Origin of the sequence: Bacillus sp. CH30_1T (assembly GCF_008364765.1) — a bacterium.
GTDB lineage: Bacteria > Bacillota > Bacilli > Bacillales > Bacillaceae_B > Rossellomorea.
Genome location: NZ_VTUY01000001.1, coordinates 175,053 through 193,430, shown reverse-complemented (window position 1 = coordinate 193,430; position 18,378 = coordinate 175,053). Strand labels below are relative to the sequence as shown.

The 18,378-nt window shown below is 42.5% G+C and carries 15 protein-coding genes and 2 pseudogenes; 9 read left to right on the top strand and 8 right to left on the bottom strand.

Annotated elements, in window-relative coordinates:
• Positions 1-14: 14 nt before the first annotated feature.
• From F0342_RS00880 to F0342_RS00865, 4 genes and pseudogenes are all read left to right on the top strand, one after another.
• On the top strand, positions 15-620 hold the full coding sequence (locus tag F0342_RS00880) for a hypothetical protein (RefSeq protein ID WP_188048348.1): 606 nt from the start codon (positions 15-17) through the stop codon (positions 618-620).
• 160 nt (positions 621-780) lie between these two features.
• Positions 781-1,134: pseudogene (locus tag F0342_RS00875) on the top strand (polymorphic toxin type 15 domain-containing protein); the annotation flags it as partial.
• Positions 1,135-1,148: 14 nt separating this feature from the next.
• Complete coding sequence (locus F0342_RS00870; protein ID WP_149154176.1) at positions 1,149-1,703, top strand: T6SS immunity protein Tdi1 domain-containing protein; 555 nt, start codon at positions 1,149-1,151, stop codon at positions 1,701-1,703.
• Between the two features lie 192 nt (positions 1,704-1,895).
• Positions 1,896-2,828 (top strand): annotated as a pseudogene (locus tag F0342_RS00865) (ISL3 family transposase); the annotation flags it as partial.
• 542 nt (positions 2,829-3,370) lie between these two features.
• On the opposite strand, the gene F0342_RS00855 reads toward F0342_RS00865, so the two are convergent.
• The 4 genes from F0342_RS00855 to F0342_RS00840 are packed head-to-tail and all read right to left on the bottom strand — an operon-like array spanning position 3,371 to position 7,594.
• Positions 3,371-3,604: a twin-arginine translocase TatA/TatE family subunit gene (locus tag F0342_RS00855; protein ID WP_148967593.1), complete on the bottom strand. Its 234-nt coding sequence runs from the start codon at positions 3,602-3,604 to the stop codon at positions 3,371-3,373.
• Between the two features lie 21 nt (positions 3,605-3,625).
• Positions 3,626-5,059, bottom strand: a complete 1,434-nt coding sequence (locus tag F0342_RS00850) for an alkaline phosphatase PhoX (protein ID WP_149154174.1) — start codon at positions 5,057-5,059, stop codon at positions 3,626-3,628.
• A complete protein-coding gene (gene tatC / locus F0342_RS00845; protein ID WP_149154173.1) occupies positions 5,056-5,820 on the bottom strand; it encodes a twin-arginine translocase subunit TatC in 765 nt (254 codons plus the stop codon). The genes F0342_RS00850 and tatC overlap by 4 nt, the downstream gene beginning before the upstream one ends.
• 19 nt (positions 5,821-5,839) lie before the next feature.
• Positions 5,840-7,594 (bottom strand): alkaline phosphatase D family protein, encoded by a 1,755-nt coding sequence (locus tag F0342_RS00840; RefSeq protein ID WP_149154172.1) that lies wholly within the window; start codon positions 7,592-7,594, stop codon positions 5,840-5,842.
• 372 nt (positions 7,595-7,966) lie between these two features.
• On the opposite strand from F0342_RS00840, the gene F0342_RS00835 reads away from it, so the two are divergent.
• From F0342_RS00835 to F0342_RS00820, 3 genes are all read left to right on the top strand, one after another.
• Positions 7,967-8,608, top strand: coding sequence for a pyridoxine/pyridoxamine 5'-phosphate oxidase (locus F0342_RS00835; protein ID WP_149154171.1), 642 nt, complete (start codon positions 7,967-7,969; stop codon positions 8,606-8,608).
• 301 nt (positions 8,609-8,909) lie between these two features.
• The gene (gene dhaK, locus F0342_RS00830) at positions 8,910-10,667 is read left to right on the top strand and encodes a dihydroxyacetone kinase subunit DhaK (RefSeq protein ID WP_149154170.1); all 1,758 of its coding nucleotides are present in this window, start codon (positions 8,910-8,912) and stop codon (positions 10,665-10,667) included.
• A gap of 726 nt (positions 10,668-11,393) precedes the next feature.
• Positions 11,394-11,891 (top strand): LURP-one-related/scramblase family protein, encoded by a 498-nt coding sequence (locus tag F0342_RS00820; RefSeq protein WP_149154169.1) that lies wholly within the window; start codon positions 11,394-11,396, stop codon positions 11,889-11,891.
• Positions 11,892-12,324: 433 nt separating this feature from the next.
• On the opposite strand, the gene F0342_RS00815 is transcribed toward F0342_RS00820, so the two are convergent.
• Complete coding sequence (locus F0342_RS00815; protein ID WP_149154168.1) at positions 12,325-13,869, bottom strand: peptidase G2 autoproteolytic cleavage domain-containing protein; 1,545 nt, start codon at positions 13,867-13,869, stop codon at positions 12,325-12,327.
• A 583-nt stretch (positions 13,870-14,452) separates the two neighbouring features.
• Here F0342_RS00815 and F0342_RS00810 point away from each other — a divergent pair.
• A complete protein-coding gene (locus F0342_RS00810; RefSeq protein ID WP_149154167.1) occupies positions 14,453-14,944 on the top strand; it encodes an LURP-one-related/scramblase family protein in 492 nt (163 codons plus the stop codon).
• 86 nt (positions 14,945-15,030) lie between these two features.
• Here F0342_RS00810 and F0342_RS00805 read toward each other — a convergent pair whose 3' ends face one another.
• From F0342_RS00805 to F0342_RS00795, 3 genes are all read right to left on the bottom strand, one after another.
• Complete coding sequence (locus F0342_RS00805) at positions 15,031-15,231, bottom strand: hypothetical protein (protein WP_149154166.1); 201 nt, start codon at positions 15,229-15,231, stop codon at positions 15,031-15,033.
• 96 nt (positions 15,232-15,327) lie between these two features.
• The gene (locus F0342_RS00800) at positions 15,328-16,026 is read right to left on the bottom strand and encodes an alpha/beta fold hydrolase (protein WP_188048347.1); all 699 of its coding nucleotides are present in this window, start codon (positions 16,024-16,026) and stop codon (positions 15,328-15,330) included.
• 188 nt (positions 16,027-16,214) lie between these two features.
• On the bottom strand, positions 16,215-17,039 hold the full coding sequence (locus F0342_RS00795; protein WP_149154164.1) for a nuclease-related domain-containing protein: 825 nt from the start codon (positions 17,037-17,039) through the stop codon (positions 16,215-16,217).
• Positions 17,040-17,138: 99 nt separating this feature from the next.
• Between F0342_RS00795 and F0342_RS00790 the strand changes: the two genes are divergently transcribed.
• Positions 17,139-18,155 carry an HNH endonuclease gene (locus F0342_RS00790; RefSeq protein ID WP_149154163.1) on the top strand — a complete coding sequence of 339 codons (1,017 nt, stop codon included), beginning with the start codon at positions 17,139-17,141 and terminating at the stop codon, positions 18,153-18,155.
• The last annotated feature ends 223 nt before the right edge of the window (positions 18,156-18,378 follow it).

Below are 18,378 nucleotides of genomic sequence, written 5' to 3'. Positions count from 1 at the left end.
TTGTAGCAAAAATCATGAATAAGGCAGGAAAGCAGATAACAATAGAACCTGACAAGTTAGTTGAAATAAATCCCCCTTATGAAAACTATCACTATCTAAAAAAAGTAAGGGAAGAGTGGGAATTTGGCTCACTGTTGGTTGAGAGACAAGAAGTCCCTAATGAAAAAGTGATAAAACAGTTCAAATCAGAAAAGGAAGCAGCAGTGTACTTTTTAATGAATAGGCTGACTGCCTTCTATTTTACTAAAAGAATCCGTCCGTTTATGATGGAACATGAGGAATTTGATATTGGTGGTCCGGAATTTAATGAAAGAAAGTTTCATGAAGCCATATATCTAATAGGGATCCCCCCAACTCTGTTTTCTTTAAATGACACCATCTTAAAAACTAACAGAATAATAATAGATGCAGAAGATGATAAATTTATAGTTAAGTATAGAGGTGAAGATGGGAAGACCATCAGCTCTACTTCACCTATCAGTAAGAAAAGAGCACTCTTCTTTGCTTTTAAGAAACTATTTCTGATTTATATATTTAATAAAGAAGTTAAAGATCTACTGATAGAACATGGGGAGGGAAATAATCTTACCGATGAAGACATTAGTGTATTCTTAATTTAAAAATCTTTATAAATAAAACTTAAAGTAGTATTTAGATGAATAGAAAAAAGTTTACAATACTTAACTAAAAACACTTGAGGCATTAAAGGAAGAAAAAGCACGGAAACAGTTCTCGTGCTTATTTTTATACTCTGGGGAAGCATCAGAACCGTCCCCGTGCTATATTGAACAAGGGCGTGCAATAGAAGGTAATGCTGCACAACAAGCAGCTCGGGAGAAAGCTTTAAATAAAAAAATAGAAGAATTATTTGAAAGTGGTATGTCTTGGGAAGAATCTGAGTTACAAGCAAATAGTTGGTTGGAAACGCAAGCAGCACTTCACAATCCAGACCAAATAGCAGGCGGTAACCCGCTAAATATTGGCGGCATGGGAGATAAAAGAATAAACTCATCAATTGGATCACAGTGGAAATATAGAATTGATATTGTCGATGAACAAATAGAAGAACTAGCTCAATTAATGACACCTGAGCAGCGTAAAAATACGTATTTAAATGTTAAGCTTATACATTAGAGGAGGTTTGTAATTTGAGCTTATTTAATGATTTTAAGAAGGTAAGTGAAGTAGAGGAATATACAATTCATAAATATAAAGATATACTCCCAAAAGAGTTGATCGAAGCATGGAAAACATATGGGTATGGTACATTTATGAATGGTTATTTAAAAATAATTAACCCTGATGAGTTTAGCACTTTAGTAAATGATTCTTATTTAAGAAGCGAAGGAACAATACCTATTTTCAGTACATCCATGGGTGATGTTATACTGTTTGAAAAGGATGAAAACCAAGAGTCTTATCTTGTAATGATTAACTACCGAAAAGGTAAAACAAAAGTGCTAGCTTCAAAATATTCCCTATTTCTTAGATTTTTAGAGGAAGAGGCGTTTAGACAGAAGGCATTAGATTGGCTTCCTTATCCAGAAGCAATAGAAAAATATAAAGAACCAGAGTATGGTGAATGCTTTGGCTATACCCCTTTACTAGGTTTAGGTGGAGCAGAGAAAGTCGAGAACCTAAAGAAAGTAAAAATGAAGGAACACATTCTTATTATTACTGAATTTATGGGACCAGTTCAGTAATCTTCAAGAGAATGTTACAGACTTAACTAAAAGCACTTGATTGTCATTATTGGCATCAAGTGCTTTTTTTTAGGTTCTATAATATTTGTTGGGGTTCTTACACAATTAGAAGACACAAAAAATGCACGTAATCGCCCAGTCTTTTATACTTGAATTGTCGAGAAACAAGTAAAGATTGGAGATACGTGCATAATGAATTCTATCATAATGTTGCCTGGTTTTGAAGAAGTAAACATCACGAAGATGGAAGAAGTGGATGAGCGACTTTGTTTACATATAGAGCTTCCTCTTAAGTCACACAAATGTCCAGAATGTGCGACCAGCACAATGAAAGTTCATGATTACCGGATACAAAAGATTAAACATCTAAAGGTGTTTGAAAGACATACGCTTCTTTTCTACAGAAAGAGACGCTATGCTTGCTCCTGTGGAAAAAGATTTGCAGAAAAAAACTCCTTTGTGGAACGATACCAACGGTTATCAGTAGAGTTTAATCAGGCTTTAAAGATCCGAAGTATTAAGGGGAAGACCTTTAAAGAAACGGCAGAAGTGTATGGGACTTCGGCTTCCACTGTGGTAAGGCGCTTTGATCAATTGGCAGAAGTTACGGTCAACGAAGAAGCTAAAGAACTGCCTAAGGTCATTGCCATAGATGAGTACAAAGGGGATACAAAAGAAGGGAAATACCAGCTCCTTATCGCGAATGGGATTACCAGAGAACCGATCGATATCCTTCCAAATCGTTATAAAAACACCATTAAACACTACCTAAGAAGAAATGGTTCTCAAGTGGAGGTGGTCGTAATGGATATGAGCCAATCGTTTAAGGTAGCTGTACAACAAGCTCTTGATAAGCCCGTCATTGTGGCCGACTGCTTCCACTTTGTCCGCTATATTTATTGGGCACTTGATGGTGTGAGAAGAAGGATACAATCTAGTTGGCATGACTATGATCGGAAGAAATGTAAGAAGATGCGACATGTGTTTTATAAGAGGTCAGATAAATTAAATGAGAGCGATCAGTGGTATCTTCAAAGGTATCTCGAGATGTCCCATGAATTGAAACAGGCATATGAACTCAAAGAGAGGTTTTGTCAGTGGTTTGACAAAGCGAAAGTGAATGGGGAAGAAATAAATAAAACTTAAAGTAGTATTTAGATGAATAGAAAAAAGTTTACAATACTTAACTAAAAACATTTGAGGCATTAAGGAAGTAAAAGCACGGCAACAGTTCTCGTGCTTATTTTTTCATTCTGGGGAATCTTCAAAACCATCCACAGGCGTGTCAGTGTTGTAGAGCTGAAGTTTTACTCTTTACGATCAAAGAGAAATAAATCAATAGATAAAAAGGGGATTTATTCGTTTGTACTTGATACTATCAATTTTTTTAGCAAGTATACTAGGTTTGGTCTTATTTATATCTGGACCCTAGGTAGGCGGCATCCTTGCTTTCGGTATCCTTGCAGGTTGTTTGTTCAGGGGACTTTATCTGTTAAGTGACATACATAAAAGAATAATCAATGAAAAGCCGAAAACGGATAAGGCAAGAGAGGTATATAAAAACTATTTGAAAGAGAAAGAGGAGAACGGTCAAAGATAGAGAAATGTATTCCTGTCATCAAAAACGTCCAGAGTAAGAAACTCTGGACGCTTTTTTGTGAAGAATGTCAGCTGCCTGTCTGTTGTTTGTCTTTTTCCACGGCTTTCAGTCGTTGCCCTTCGTCTGCAGAGGTACTCTTCTCTTGATCGTTCCCGTTCATAAGGTCACTGGTAGCACTTTTGAATTCTTTTAATGTACTTCCGAAAGCACGTCCGATTTCTGGTAGTTTGGAAGGTCCAAAGATGATCAACGCAATGACTAGTACGAGAATTAATCCTGGGATTCCGATATTCGTTAGCATAATTTCCGCCTCCTGTTGGGTTTATAGAATGGGCATGCCATGGCGTGCGAACGCAGCTGCTTCTAAGTCTGACATTCCCTGAACTTCCGCAAACGCCGATAGTTTGTCTGAAATTCTCGGTGCGTAGGCAGAGGGCGGTGCAGCATGGCCCATCAGCCTTCTGCGGGATGCATTTTTTCTGGCGAATGGTCCCCAGATCGCAAAGGTCATCCCGGGTGATTGAATATTGATGAAGAATGTTCGGCCGTCTGTAGAGAACGTTGGCCCTGCAAGCTCGGAACTGTTCACTTTATTTTCTGCGAACACATACGTTTCGCCTTCTGGTGTCATCCCGATGACACGATCGACTCCGCCGCCGTCTTCAGCAATCCATAGGTCTCCCCAGGGAGTGATGCAAATATTATCAGGCATTTCTAAATCATTTTGCGCTGTAGATTCATAGAATAGCTCCAGTGTGTTGGTGGCCGGAATATAGCGGTACACACGGCCCAAATCTTTATCTCCGGCGGATGTATCATCAAACCAGAACACGCCGCCTTCAAAATAAGCTCCCTCCAGACGGCTGAAGGCAATGCATCCATGTCTGCCTGCATCAAGGGTCGGTTTTTCTGGATCTACATCTTTCCATACAATCCCGAATTTCTGACCTGTATGGAAATGGCTTGTTTCGTCTCTGCTCATCTCTTCGAATGCTGCCGCTTGAAGCTTTCCGCCTTTTTGCAGGGCACCGACCTTTTGACTGCGGTCGTTAGGAAGGTAGCGATACAAATAACTAGGACCGGCGTCTTCGGTTAAATAGACAATCCCTGTTGCCGGGTCAATGGCCGTAGCTTCATGGGAAAAGGCACCCATGTCGCGGATCGGGGTTTTCGAGATGTTGTCTTCAGGATTGTTTGGATCTACTTCAAACACATAGCCATGACCTTCTTCCAGCGTTTCTTCACACGTGAGCCATGTGCCCCACGGAGTCGCTCCGCCTGCGCAGTTACGGATAGTACCGGAAGAAGAGACATATTCCTTCATGACTTGGCGGTTAGGGCCGACGACTAAGGAGGTGGTCCCACCCGATTCTTCGCGACGGTAAGGATTTTTCCCAATCACGGGGTATTGACTATTTCCGCTCAATTCATGATTTCTCACGAGAATGGTGGAGTTATGGGGGCCACTATAGGCGGCCATCCCATCGAACTTGGCAGGGACGGGTCTGCCATCCGATAGTGCTTTGCCTTCCTCTGAAATAATCCGGTATTGGAAACCGCGGGGAAGGTCCATCACGCCGCCAGGGTCCTTGACAAGGGGACCATAGCCTCCAGTCGCTTTCCTGTTTTGGGATGTGCCGGCAAATGCTTTATTTCCACCGAAAGACATCAATCCAGTGCTACCAAGGGCAAGGGCAGCTGTACTGATCCCGCTTGCTTTCAGAAAGTCTCTTCTGTTCATATCGTGTTTATTCACGTCTTTTCACTCCTTAGAACTAAATTTTCTTGAACTGCATTGGAATCTGCTGATTGAGAAGCGCGTTTCTTATAAGCGATCGTTGAACATGTAATGCTGATTTCATATAAAAGGAGAAGCGGCAGGATGACGAGTACATCTGAAAGGAAATCCGGCGGCGTAATCAACACGGAAATGACAATCAGCAAAAAATAGGCGATCCTTCTTGATTTCTTCAATTTGGCCGGGTCCAAAATGCCAAGTACCGTCAGAAAGACGATCACTAAAGGCATTTCAAATAACAAGCCAAAAGGTAGTGTAAGGTGCAGCATAAATCGAAAGTACTTTTCCACCGTGAACATCGTTTCAAATTGGCCGGCTGACAGGGTGGTTAAAAAATTCAGGACGATCGGAAAAAGTAAAAAGTAACCGAACCCAATGCCGAATATGAACAAAAAGAACAAGGCTGGTATGAAGCGTAAGGTGACTTTTCTTTCTGTTGGACTCAGACCTGGAGCGACAAACCGCCAAATTTGATAGGCAGCGACAGGAATGGTTGCAGCCAGTGAGAAGACCGCGGCTATCATCAAGTACACCCATAAAATGTCACTCGGTCCGAGAATCGCAAGCTTCATGTCTAAATCTCTGATCAGCCACCCGTAGATCGGTTTCATAAAAGCGAGCCCCACTATAAGAAATCCAATGAAAGCGAGTACGGTTTTAATGGCTCGGCTCCTGAGTTCTTCCAAGTGTCCGATCAGCTGCTGGTTGCGATCTTTCATGGCCTCAGCCTCCTTGGTGCTAGTTCATTTGCATGTGTTTACCTTTTTGGGCTTGTTTTTTATGTGCCCGGTTGTGCGCTTTATGACGATCATCTTCCACCTCAGAAGACGTCTGTTTCCCTTGGGGAACGGTTGACGTTGATATTTCCTTCAGTCCTTCTGAATCTTTTGCGTATACAAATGAAGCTCTGGTAGAAATATCTGCCCCGGGACTCGAGACGAATGGAACCACACGATAATCTGCTCTCCACTGGGTCGGCGTGACATGACAGCGGACATACCCGCGATAGTCGTTGAAAAATTTAATATGTTCATTCTGCGCAAGAATACGGTCCGTGTCAGCGCGCTTGTCTGCCCCGTTTCCTCCTGATGTGATCGACGTGCCGACAAACTCAGCTCCAAGCATGTTGGAAGACGGATCATCAAAGTCTGCAAGGATATTGGAAGCCCAGTTCGCGTGTACATCACCTGTCAGGACAATCAAGTTATCCATGTTTTCTTTACGGGCAAATTCCGTGATGCGCTCCCTTGCAGGTGTGTAGCCATCCCAGCCATCCATACTGTAACGAGGTTGATCAGGGCTTGGACCATAATTTCGTTTGGCAAAAAAGATTTGCTGGGCAAGTACATTCCAGGAGGCAGCCGATTTGCCAAGATGATCAAGAACCCATTGTTCCTGTTCGCCGCCTAACAATGTGCGTGAAGGATCCAGGGATTCTTCCGTCTGCGGAGAACTTTTATCTCCATTCGCCTGATCAGAACGATACTGACGGGAATCGAGAACCATGAAATTAGCTAAGTTCCCGTATGAGAACTGACGGTAGAGCTGCATGTCCGCCCCATGAGGCATCGAAGATCTTCTTAATGGCATATGTTCATAGTAGGCTTGGTAGGCAGCCACACGCCGTTGCACGAACTCTTCCACAGACTGGCCTTTTTCAGGAATCATGTCGGCATAGTTGTTTTCCACTTCATGGTCATCCCATGTGACAACCCAGGGGAAAGCCGCATGAGCAGCCTGTAAATCCCTGTCTGAACGATATTGAGCATGACGGTTCCGGTAGTCCTCCAAAGAACGGATTTCAGGACCTTTATGGTGTCGAACATTTCCTGTACTTGCTACATACTCATCAGGACCGTATTCATAAATGTAGTCTCCAAGATGGAAAACGAGATCAAGGTCTTCTTTGGCCATGTGCTTATAGGCAGTATAATAGCCATGCTCATATTGCTGGCAGGAAGCAAAGGCAAAAGTCAGGCTTGCGATGTCTGCATTCAGGGCAGGAAGGGTTTTCGTTTTCCCGATCGGGCTGACATCCTTCCCGACTTTGAACCGGTAATAGTACACCGTACCTGCTTCCAGGTTCCCAACTTCTGCATGAACGGAGTGTGCAAGAGCCGGACTTGCCACTTCCGTACCGCGCTGAACAATACGATGGAAATGTTCATCTTTCGCGATTTCCCACTTCACTGGAATCTTACGATCAGGCATGCCGCCGCCATTGAGGGGGTCGATGGCTAAGCGTGTCCATAATACGACGCTGTCCGGGAGCGGGTCACCAGAAGCTACCCCAAGTAAAAACGGATAATCCTCTAACCCGGCTTCTTCTGCAGAGACAGAGAAACCGCCCATCGATTGAGCAATCGCCATTCCTAAAGAAATGCCGGCGACTTTCCCCGCCCCTTGAAGGAAGCTGCGGCGGTCAACCCCTTTATGTAAGGTCTCTTCATTCAGCTTTTGAATCCAATTTTCCATCGATCTCTCATTTGTCATGCGGATGACTCCCTTCATGAATCTATTGAATCGAACAGTTCATAGTATAGGAGACCATTTTTAAGTTGCTGTAAATGAATGTAAACAGAGGATAGAACAGGAGGGTAGTCATTCCTGGGAAAAAAGATCGGTTATTGTTTGAATATTTCATTAAACGGGAGATAGTTAGCAGATTTCATCAGTATTAAGTAGGCGGGAAGTCTCGGTTTTCTTAATATTGGTGAAAAGAAAACTATATATTAAAATGAATTTTATGATAATGGTTGAAGAGGGGGAAAGACAGGAGGGTGCTTAATTTGAAGTGAAAAAAATACTTGTAGATTACCAAATTAGATTATACTAAATCTATTAGTAGAGAATTGGAGGAGCATTATGAATAGGATAAGAAATTTAAAGACACTTATGGGACCTTTCCCTTATTTCAATGTAAATGATGCACCCCAATCCCCACATGAACTGTTTTTAGAATGGTTTCAATTAGCGGTTGATAAAGGCATTCGTGAACCTCACTCCATGACTCTTTCTACAATAGATAGCTGCGGTTTCCCGGATGCACGTGTACTTATTTTGAAAGATGTTGATGAAAAAGGCTGGTGTTTTGCATCGAGCTCACAAAGTAAAAAAGGGAAACAGATCGAGGCTAATCCTCATGTTGCGTTAACTTTTTACTGGTCACTCATCGGAAGACAAGTCAGGATACGTGGAAAAGCAATGAAAATGGAAAAAGACGAGAGCACCAAAGACTTTTTGAAGCGGGGTACAGTGGCACGTGCAGTTGCTCTCATGGGCAAACAAAGTACAATTTTAAAAGATCAGCTTGAATTGGAGGAGGCTTTAAGCAAGCAAACCCAAAGGATACGACTGAATCCAGATCTGGTAGATCCGTTTTGGACTTTCTATCGAGTGGAAGCAGATTCAGTGGAATTTTGGCAAGCTGATGAAGACCGTAAACATATTAGACTGCGTTATGAATTAGAGGGAGAAACATGGTTGAAGAATCGATTATATCCATAGTTATAGCCAGCCAATGGGGTTAAATGAGGACGGTTCCGACTCTACTTCTGTTGGTGTTCCTATTATAATGTACAAACTAACGAAAGCGCAGGGACGGACCTAGTGCTTTTTTTTACATTAAGAGGAATCAGCAGATGATCCCTTTCCATACGTTCAGGTTTTCAATCACCCCAAAAACGGTTATAGAATAGAGAAAGAATTATTGAACGTAGCAGATTTCGTCCTATAAGATGATATGCTTTCGTTTTAATATGGGCAGTGAGATAATTTGAGAAACTACAAGCTAGAGGAGGAGTTAATAATGAAGAAAGTCATGAACAAACCTGAAGATCTGGTCGTTGAAATGTGCAATGGGATGGCAATGGCTCATCCGGAGCTCGAGTTTATGAAAAAGTATAAGGTCATGAAGAAAAAGGATTTGAATGAAAATAAGGTAACCTTGATCAGCGGCGGGGGAAGCGGACATGAGCCTGCACATGCTGGGCTGGTGGGGAAAGGGATGCTCGATGCTGCTGTGTGCGGTGATGTGTTTGCGTCGCCTTCGCAGATCCAGGTCTATCAGGCGATTAAAGCGACGGCCGGTAAAAAGGGAGCCTTGTTCGTCATTAAGAATTACAGTGGGGATATCATGAATTTTAAAAATGCGGCTCACTTGGCTTCAGAAGATGGCATCCCGGTGGAATATGTCAAAGTCGATGATGATATTGCCGTGGAAGACAGCCTTTATACAGTGGGACGCCGCGGTGTTGCGGGAACTGTGTTGGTACATAAAATAGCCGGAGCGGCTGCTGAAGAGGGCAGGGACTTGATGGAAGTCAAAGCGGTGGCGGAGAAGGCGGCTGAAAATGTCCGCAGCATAGGCTTCGCACTGACATCCTGTACCGTCCCAGCCAGCGGATCTCCAACGTTCAAATTGGATGATGATGAAATCGAATATGGCGTCGGGATTCACGGTGAGCCAGGGACAAGACGGGAAAAAATCGCGTCCGCTGATGAATTGGCACAGCGTATGGTGAACGACCTTCTGAAGGATCTGAAAATGGAAGAGGGGGATTCTTCCGAAATCGCGATCCTAGTAAACGGCTTTGGAGGCACGCCGTTGCAAGAACTCTACCTTTTCAACAATGCCGTTACCAGAATCTTATCGGGTAAAAAGCTCGCGATTAACCGTGCGTTTGTCGGCAATTACATGACAAGCATCGATATGGCAGGCGTTTCCCTGACCGTGATGAAGCTGGACGAAGAGTTAAAAACATTGCTGTCAAGCGAGAGTCTTGCGCCTGCGTTCAGAGTGGACGGACCAGTGCCGGGTGTTGAATACATCGACCTCGAGGAGGATGAGGAAACGAAACCGGTATCATTTGAGGTGGAAACACAGGAAGAGAACGCTGTGATCAAGAATGATAGGGCAACACTTGAGAACATCATATACCTCGTGGATAAAATGAGCGACATCATCATTAAGAATGAAGTACCTTTCTGTGAATTGGATTCACATGCCGGGGACGGAGATTTCGGAATGAGCGTTTCCAAAGGCTTCAAGCAATTGAAACGGGAATGGAAAGATATCCTGAGTCAGGATAATCTCACAATCGGCAGCTTTTTAGATGCAAGTTCCATGGTCATCATGGAATATTGCGGTGGTGCTTCCGGTCCGATATGGGGTTCTGCATTCCGGGCTGCAGGAAAAGCGGCTCAAGATCGAATGGAACTGACCGTGGAAGAATTCGCTGATATGCTGCAGGCGGCCGTGAAGGGAATCCAGGATACAGGCGAGAGATCCTTCGGCAGAGGAGCAGAGGTCGGCGACAAAACCCTCGTGGATGCACTCGTCCCTTGTGCAGACTCCTGGTCAGAAAGTGCCGCAAACGGTGATGACTTCAAGACAGCCTTTGAAAAAGGAGCAGCGGCCGCTGTAGAAGGAGCCGAGAAAACCAAGGAAATCGTTGCCCGGATGGGGCGTGCCGGTACCGTAGGGGAAAGAAGCCTCGGTCATCCGGATGCCGGTGCATATGCGCTGGGGGTTATATTTACGGAGCTTTCGGAGAGTTTGAGGTAAAGATGCCGAGGGGACGGGTCCCTTGGTTCATTAGATGGATTACTTAATTGGACAGGTAAGCGAGGGAGTGCTCCCTTGCTTACCTATTCTTGATGAAAAAAAACCGGCATGCACCGTCTATTTTATGAGCATTCATTTGGGTTAACTGGTGACGGTTCCGACTCAATAGAAGCAAAGCGGATTCCTCCTTGCCATCACGGCATGCATGTTGATTATATATTTCACTGTATTCCCACCTTACTAAATCGTATTAAACCACCAAACAAAAAGAAAGATGCTCGCTGAACCCCATACCGTGGTTCCCACGATCAACCAAATGATTGATTCGATACTCCGATTTTTCGTATTTTCTATCTTTCTATTAATAAAAACCAGTACGTAAATCCGATTAGAAAGAAACCAACAGTAATCCAAAGTAAGAAATCCATTCGATCCGTCCTTTATCCTGAATTATTTATCCGGTAGCAAAAGCAGGTATGCTCGATACGATAACGCAGATCTGTTTTCTGCAGTCCTTCAATCATAAGAGGCCGTAACTCACTTATCTTTCGATTACTTTCTTCTCTATAAGTAGATAGTATTTCAGAATGATAGGTATTGGCAAGGGAGCTTCATAACTAAGAACCAACGCCGGTTGCAGAATGATAAAAACGAATGCATCATTATGGAACCAAATCCCATCTCAAACGTAAATAAAATAAAGACTTAAGAGTGGGAGGCAAAATCATGAAGCAGCTTTATATCAAGCAAAAGGTATTCAGTCTTAGCGGGAAGTTCACGGTAAAGGATCAAGAGGAGAAGGACAGATATTATGTGGAGGGAAGCTTTATGAAGGTTCCGAAGACTTTCTCCATAATGAATACAAGCAGGGATGAAGTAGCGCTGATTACGAAGAAGACGTTCAGCTTTTTACCGAAGTTTTTTGTTGAGGTGAATGGGCAAGAGGTATTGACGATCAAGAAGGAGTTCTCCATTCTGAAAGCACGCTATACGATTGATGCGGCAGGCATTGAAGTGCAGGGGAATTGGTGGGATATGGATTTTCAGGTATTGCAGCATGGCGAAGTTGTAGGCGAAGTGGGCAAGGAGTGGTTCACTTGGGGCGACAGTTACAGGGTGAAAGTAATGAATGAAGAGATGGAAACGATGATGATTGCACTTGTTATTGCCATTGATTGTGTGAAGGCTGATCAAGCAGCCGCTTCATCTGGAGCTTCGGTTTAAAGGAAGCGCGGGGACAGTTCTCGTGCTTTTTTTTGCATTAAAAGGAAGCATAAGAACCGTCCGAGGCAGAGAAAAAGTAGGCTATTTAAAAAGGGCAATTTGGTTATTTTTTGTATGCACGTCTCAATTTTATGAACTACAGGAACTACCTAAACTAACGATTAAATCATAAGATCTTTTAACGTCATGTAGATTAACTTTAATCCCTTCTTTGTTAAGAAGATTAAAATGGATTGGACAAAATAATTGGTTATGGTGAAAAAATTTACATCACCAAACAAAGAAAATACTAATCGGATAGGGGTACCTTTGAGTTCCACAATCATGAAAAGGGGTCAAACTCATTCATGATGAAATCTGTCCAGAATGAGTTAGAATTCATACATGTTTCTACCATTTTAGATCGTTATACTTGTACGAAGAAATAAAATTATTAAGAGTTTAATAGCTTGTTCTTTTCAATCTGAAATTCCTTTTCAGTAAGGTAGCCCTGTTCTTTTAAATTTGCTAGTTTTACTAGTTGATCAACAGTCTGTTTATTAGGATTTCTATAATGCTGAGGAACAACTATCAAGACTTGATTTTGACCTATACGTTTCGTGACTCTATAACCTTGGTCTGAGGCTGTTGCAATCCCTTCATTGTTTGGTTTGCAATAACTATTCGGTTTGCATGTGCCATCATCCCGAACTAGAAGTTGCCCCATTAGACCAACCGCCACCCATTCCGGTCTTTGGGAGCGTGGAATATATTCCTTAGTTGAGTCCCAATTAGGGTTCAATTTCGGTCTGCGTTCTCTCCGTTGCGGCAAGATGACATTACCGCCAGAGTCAAATACTGCTGGAAGTGAGACATCTTCGTACAAAATTTCACCCCATTCAGTAGTCACATACTTATGCTTCCATCGCAGCTCTCCGCTATTGGCCAAGAAAGCCGGCTTTGCGCTTGTAATTCCCAGCATATAGTCATCTTGCCCATTCGCTATACGCACTTTATCCTCTTCCAATGTAACGAAGTAGCCGAAATCAATCGGATTTCCATCCATCGTTTCAAACATTTCCGCATAGTCTGCTGCCGGGGTGGTGACGGCGCCATCAATTTTGACGTTACCGTCGCTTAATATTTTAGCCGCCAAACCTGGATTCGAAGCATCCGTACCATTAGCCAAGTACCACGAATAAGGAAGCTCGTTTGCCGCGCCGAATTGTCCCATGATATGAACGCCCTCCAATAAATTCGCATCCGTCGATTGCCCCTCCGTATGGGAGAATAATCCGGAGGCAATTGTGTTCACTCCCTCCGCGTGCGAAGTGAAACCGCTCGCAATGGTAAGAGCGCCTTCTGCATGAGAGTTTTGGCCGATTGCCTGTGTCTGATTTCCTTCAGCATGGGAAAGATCGCCTGAAGCGACTGTGCGCTGCCCCTCCGCATGGGCAAAAATGCCGCTAGCCACTGTCAAGTTCCCTTCAGCGTGAGAAGCTCTTCCGTTTGCTTCCGTCTGGTCGCCTTCTGCATGGGAAGATTCTCCTTGAGCCATCGTACCTTGTCCTTCTGCATGAGAAACGAGCCCGCTAGCAACCGTATTTTCTCCCTCGGCATGAGACGCAATGCCCGAGGCTATAGTCAAGTTTCCTTCAGCATGGGCAGCTAAATTGATAGCTGATGTGAACCGCCCCTCACTGTGAGAGTCCTGAGCACTAGCGATTGTTTGGTTTCCCTCAGCGTGAGAATGTGCTCCACCGGCCGTCGTGGCGAATCCTTCAGCATGGGAAGCCACTCCATTGGCTGTGGTAGAGGCACCTTCGGCGTGTGCTAAATCAGCTGTCGTTTCGGTAATATAACCTTCTGTATGGGAAGCGTTTCCCCCAGCTCTTGTATTGATTCCTTCTGCATGTGAGGCTGACCCATTGGCGACTGTGCCAATTCCTTCTGCTTCCGAACAAGTTCCTATAGGATTTTGATTACATCCATTGGACATGTTTATTCCTCTCCTTTTATAAAATTAATTGAAAACTCGTTAAGAGGTCTATCATTCAAAACAAAACAAATCTAATGAAAAAAGATCATTGTAGTAGATGATGTAAGAAGTTACTTATCACGATCTAGCTAGTAAATATTCTGGGAGTACTATTCACAGGCAGAATGGAGTAATGAGAAACGTAATAGTAAGCTGTGATTACCATCCGTTCATAGATTTTTTCTGAAAGATAGTAAAGTTCACTCTTATTATTATGTTATGGTCAAGGTAAACATTGGTTTGGACAAACTTTGGTTATTATTATGAAAAAAATGAAGATGTTGTTTCTCTTGCTTCTTAGTCTGGTTTGATAGAATGTCATTTTATTAATTAAGTAGAGATAAATATGGACAACCTCGCGCTTCTATTTTTTTATGAGGCAGCTTCAAAGATGTCCCGATGTTTTCCAGATGTTTCAGCTTTGTAAGATTAAGACAGGGGAAGCGGTGCCGATAGCTGAGTGATGATGCGAGTGCGAAATCTTGGAACCAATGCCGATCTGAAACGTAAATAAAATAAAGACTCAAGAGTGGGAGGCAAAATCATGAGGCAGCTTTATATAAAGCAAAAAGTATTCAGTCTTAGCGGGAAATTCACGGTAAAGGATCAAGAGGAGAAGGATCAATATTATGTGGAGGGCAGCTTTATGAAGGTTCCGAAGACTTTCTCCATTATGAATACAAGCAGGGATGAAGTGGCTCTTATTACGAAGAAGACTTTCAGCTTTTTGCCGACGTTTTTTGTTGAGGTGAATGGTCAAGAAGTACTGACGATCAAGAAGGAATTCTCCTTTTTAAAAGCACGCTATACGATTGATGCGGCAGGCATTGAAGTGCAAGGGAATTGGTGGGATATGGATTTTCAGGTGTTGAAGCATGGCAAAGTTGTCGGCGAAGTGGGCAAGGAGTGGTTCACTTGGGGCGACAGCTACAGGGTGAAAGTAATGAATGAAGAGATGGAGACGATGATGATTGCTCTTGTTATTGCGATTGATTGTGTGAAGGCTGATGAGGCAGCGGCTTCTTCAGTTAACTGAGAGTGTGAAAGGGAAAAGCGCGGTACGTACCTGAAACTTCATAAGTTGAAGCATACGTACCCATATCCTTTTCGAAATAAGGAAATCTAGGATTTACTTTCATCCCTTTTGATTAATAAAAATACTCCAGTCAAGAAAACGATGACAATCAATCCATAGATGTACCACCCCATGGAATCAAATGTTCCATTGGAGATGTATCTGGATGCTTCTTCCATTGCCTTTACAATGCAATAGGTTAGAACGGAGAGACTGGATATTAAAATACCGATACTTTTCACTTCCATGAAAATTCTCCTTTCATGTACAGTTCACGTGGATCTTTTGAACTGACGGCCAAGGTACCTGTCCCTCTGGCTCAGTTTCCTTTCGATCTTTTGAGACTAGGCAATGCTATCGGAAATACTGTCGATAAAGTCTAAGGTCACTCGATTAAACATTGAAGGGTTTTCCATGTTTGCTAAGTGTCCGCAATTTGGAATGATCCCTGGTGTGATGAGGTTGTTCATGGATGATAGATGGTGGACCGCATCCACTTCATGTTTTTCGTTTCCGCCATTTATGAGTAGTGTAGGGATGGTTAACTTCTTTATTTGGTCATCAGATACTTCCGGATAATGATAAGTGAAACACTTCACCACCCTGTGTAACGTGGTTTCCCAACGTGGGCCATGGTGAAGAAGATAGTCTTTCGCTACTTCAGGCGCTTCTGCTTTGATGTTATGTAAAAAATGATATTGCCTTTCCATGATTGCGTTCATTTCTTCGGGGATTCTTGGAGCATAGCCTGTCAGGACAATGCCTTTTGTCAATTCAGGATATCTGATTGCTGCATGCAGGGCAAAACTTGCTCCCATTGAAAGTCCAATTAAGATACCAGGCTCTCTTTTCCTGAGTTCATTTATAAGCCATTCAAGTGTATGCTCGAAAAAGGGGTCATCAGCATCACGGCTATTCTGACCGTGTCCCGGCAAATCAATTGGAATAACAGTGAATTTCTCACGTAAAGCACCTAATTGCTCCTTGAAATGCATTTCTCCCGTTCCCATTACACCATGAATCAAATAAACATTCTTCGTCACTTTCGCCACTCTCCTCATTCATATATACCGTATGTACTAAGTTTATAGAGTAAAGCCATTGCTGATAATGAGCCTGAGGTGGACTTTCATGTAGGTCTTAAGGCTTATTTAGAGAGGAGGGTATGACCCTTGGTTTTGTCTCTATGGTACATATGAACCCTTTCTTGCTAGATTACATAAAGGCATTTCTATTTTTCAACATTCTTCTGATGCTCATAACAATAAACCTTCCCTTTAAAGGCCTGATTCGCCAAACAATAAGTCCTAACCTTATCAGAAACAGATTTATCGCAAACCTCACATGTAGAGGAGGAACTGGTCTTTTTTACAGATTTATTCAATGCTCGTTTATGCTCTTCTCTAACGCTCAGGTCAGGGATATTGGCATTTACGATGGCTTGATAAATGGCCAGGATATCACTCTCATTTAAAAGAGGTTCTTTATGCTGGATCTTCAACACCGATTCTTTCCGATGAATAAATTCCGACAACTCTATGTCATACACAATCAGTTCGTTAGAGGCGATTTTACGGTAATCCGGGTCTACTTTAAATGTAGAGCGTTTTGTAAAAGAAACCATGGAAACAAATAAATCTTGATACTTCTCATCTATCAATGAAGAGAGTGCTTTAATATGCCCGTAGTTTTGTACAAAAGGGTTCATCATTTTGAACTTCCCGTTGACCAGCCAGGTGTTTCGGTCCTTCCCGCCATAGATGGTACCCTGATAGTTTTTTGTCTCAATGACAAAGATTGCGTATGGAGTGATCACCACATGATCAATTTGTGAATATCCAGACTTTGCTTTCGGATTTGGGATTAGAAGGTCGCTTAGATGGCGGTAAGTCTTTGGCAGCTGATCAAGTTGGATGTCAATTTTGTATTCTCCTAGTTCTCCTTTTCTTGAAGCTAGCTGTTCATTGGTTCTTTTAGGTTTTGGTGCTGCGGTACTAATTGGATTTGATTTGGATTCACTTTTTTTCTTCTTTAAAAAGTTTAGGAATAATAGCATGAGTTTCTCCTTGGTGGTTTGATATACTTAGTATCGTACTTAAAGGTGGAAGTTTTAACCACTATTTGAATTCAGAATAAATAAACAAGGAGGTATCTAATGCCCACTCCCATCACCATCAATAAAAATAATCAACTATTATATGAAGCTACTAATATTCAAGAAGCTGCTGAATACCTCGCTAATCATCTCAATCTAAAGAAGTCAAAATGCTATGATCCCATCGAAAGGGGGTATGTGTACAATATTCCCTACCATTTCGAAGAGGACGAGTATCGTTTTATAGCGCCATCAAGGATTGCCGCTAATCGTCGCCAGGAACTAGAAGACAGAGACCATAAGAATGCACGTCGTATCTGGCTGGTGCCAGCGAATCCAAATGAATATGACTTAGAGAGAGCCTTCACCCATTATGAGGCACTGGACTGGAAACGTTCCTTCAACTATGAAAATGGTGATATCTTATTTTTGTATGTTTCAGGAAGTGTTAGAAAGGTCAGGTATAAGGTCGAAGTAATAGAGGGATTGGTTCAAACGGATGATACTATCTATGATCAGTCGTTTTGGGTAGATCAAGAGAAGTATGATCAATCCATTGGTGGGGATAAGACACGTGTCCGCTTGGTGGATGTGGTTGATACGGATGATTTATCTCTTTATCAATTAAGGGAGCATGGATTGAAAGGGAATATTCAGGGTTCCATGAAACTTACCGGTGAGCTCCGTGACTATATCATGTCGTTCTTTCATAAGGATTTGTCAGCTGGGGTTTATCCTGACGAAGTGTTGGAAATGTGGGAAGGAGAACGTAAAACGATTACTGTTAATTCATATGAACGTAATCCTCTTGCCCGCAAGCAGTGTATGGATCATTATGGTGCCGAGTGCCAAGTATGTAAAATAAACTTTCAAGATACATATGGGGAAGTGGGAAGAGAGTTCATTCACGTCCACCATATTACACCCCTACATGAAATTCAAAAGGGTTATCAGGTGGATCCGATAGAAGATCTTATTCCTGTGTGTCCGAATTGTCATGCGATGCTTCACAGGAAAGAGAATGGAGTGTATTTAATGGTAGAGGAATTGAAAGATCGTCTTAAAATGAAAGTATGACTATAAAAAGAATAAGAAAGCTGTAGCTTACTCCTGTCGTAAACTGCGGCTTTCTCTTTTTGCCACCCTTATAACATCCTTCACATCCGAACCCCTATATATAGAAGTCCTTCTATTATCTTCTGTAAAATATATCTCCCCATAATCATGTTCACGGGTAAATCCGACAATTGTAAAACTGTATGTCTGCTTACCTTTTAATAGGATCCATTCTTGTTTTTTG

Excerpts from the sequence above, each read along its gene's own strand:
- F0342_RS00880 (WP_188048348.1), top strand. The coding sequence starts at position 15 with ATGAATAAGGCAGGAAAGCAGATAACAATAGAACCTGACAAGTTAGTT.
- F0342_RS00810 (WP_149154167.1), top strand. The coding sequence starts at position 14,453 with ATGAGGCAGCTTTATATAAAGCAAAAAGTATTCAGTCTTAGCGGGAAA.
- F0342_RS00815 (WP_149154168.1), bottom strand. The coding sequence starts at position 13,869 with ATGTCCAATGGATGTAATCAAAATCCTATAGGAACTTGTTCGGAAGCA.
- F0342_RS00855 (WP_148967593.1), bottom strand. The coding sequence starts at position 3,604 with ATGCTAACGAATATCGGAATCCCAGGATTAATTCTCGTACTAGTCATT.
- F0342_RS00835 (WP_149154171.1), top strand. The coding sequence starts at position 7,967 with ATGAATAGGATAAGAAATTTAAAGACACTTATGGGACCTTTCCCTTAT.
- F0342_RS00795 (WP_149154164.1), bottom strand. The coding sequence starts at position 17,039 with ATGCTATTATTCCTAAACTTTTTAAAGAAGAAAAAAAGTGAATCCAAA.
- F0342_RS00840 (WP_149154172.1), bottom strand. The coding sequence starts at position 7,594 with ATGACAAATGAGAGATCGATGGAAAATTGGATTCAAAAGCTGAATGAA.
- F0342_RS00805 (WP_149154166.1), bottom strand. The coding sequence starts at position 15,231 with ATGGAAGTGAAAAGTATCGGTATTTTAATATCCAGTCTCTCCGTTCTA.
- F0342_RS00820 (WP_149154169.1), top strand. The coding sequence starts at position 11,394 with ATGAAGCAGCTTTATATCAAGCAAAAGGTATTCAGTCTTAGCGGGAAG.
- tatC (WP_149154173.1), bottom strand. The coding sequence starts at position 5,820 with ATGAAAGATCGCAACCAGCAGCTGATCGGACACTTGGAAGAACTCAGG.
- F0342_RS00790 (WP_149154163.1), top strand. The coding sequence starts at position 17,139 with ATGCCCACTCCCATCACCATCAATAAAAATAATCAACTATTATATGAA.
- dhaK (WP_149154170.1), top strand. The coding sequence starts at position 8,910 with ATGAAGAAAGTCATGAACAAACCTGAAGATCTGGTCGTTGAAATGTGC.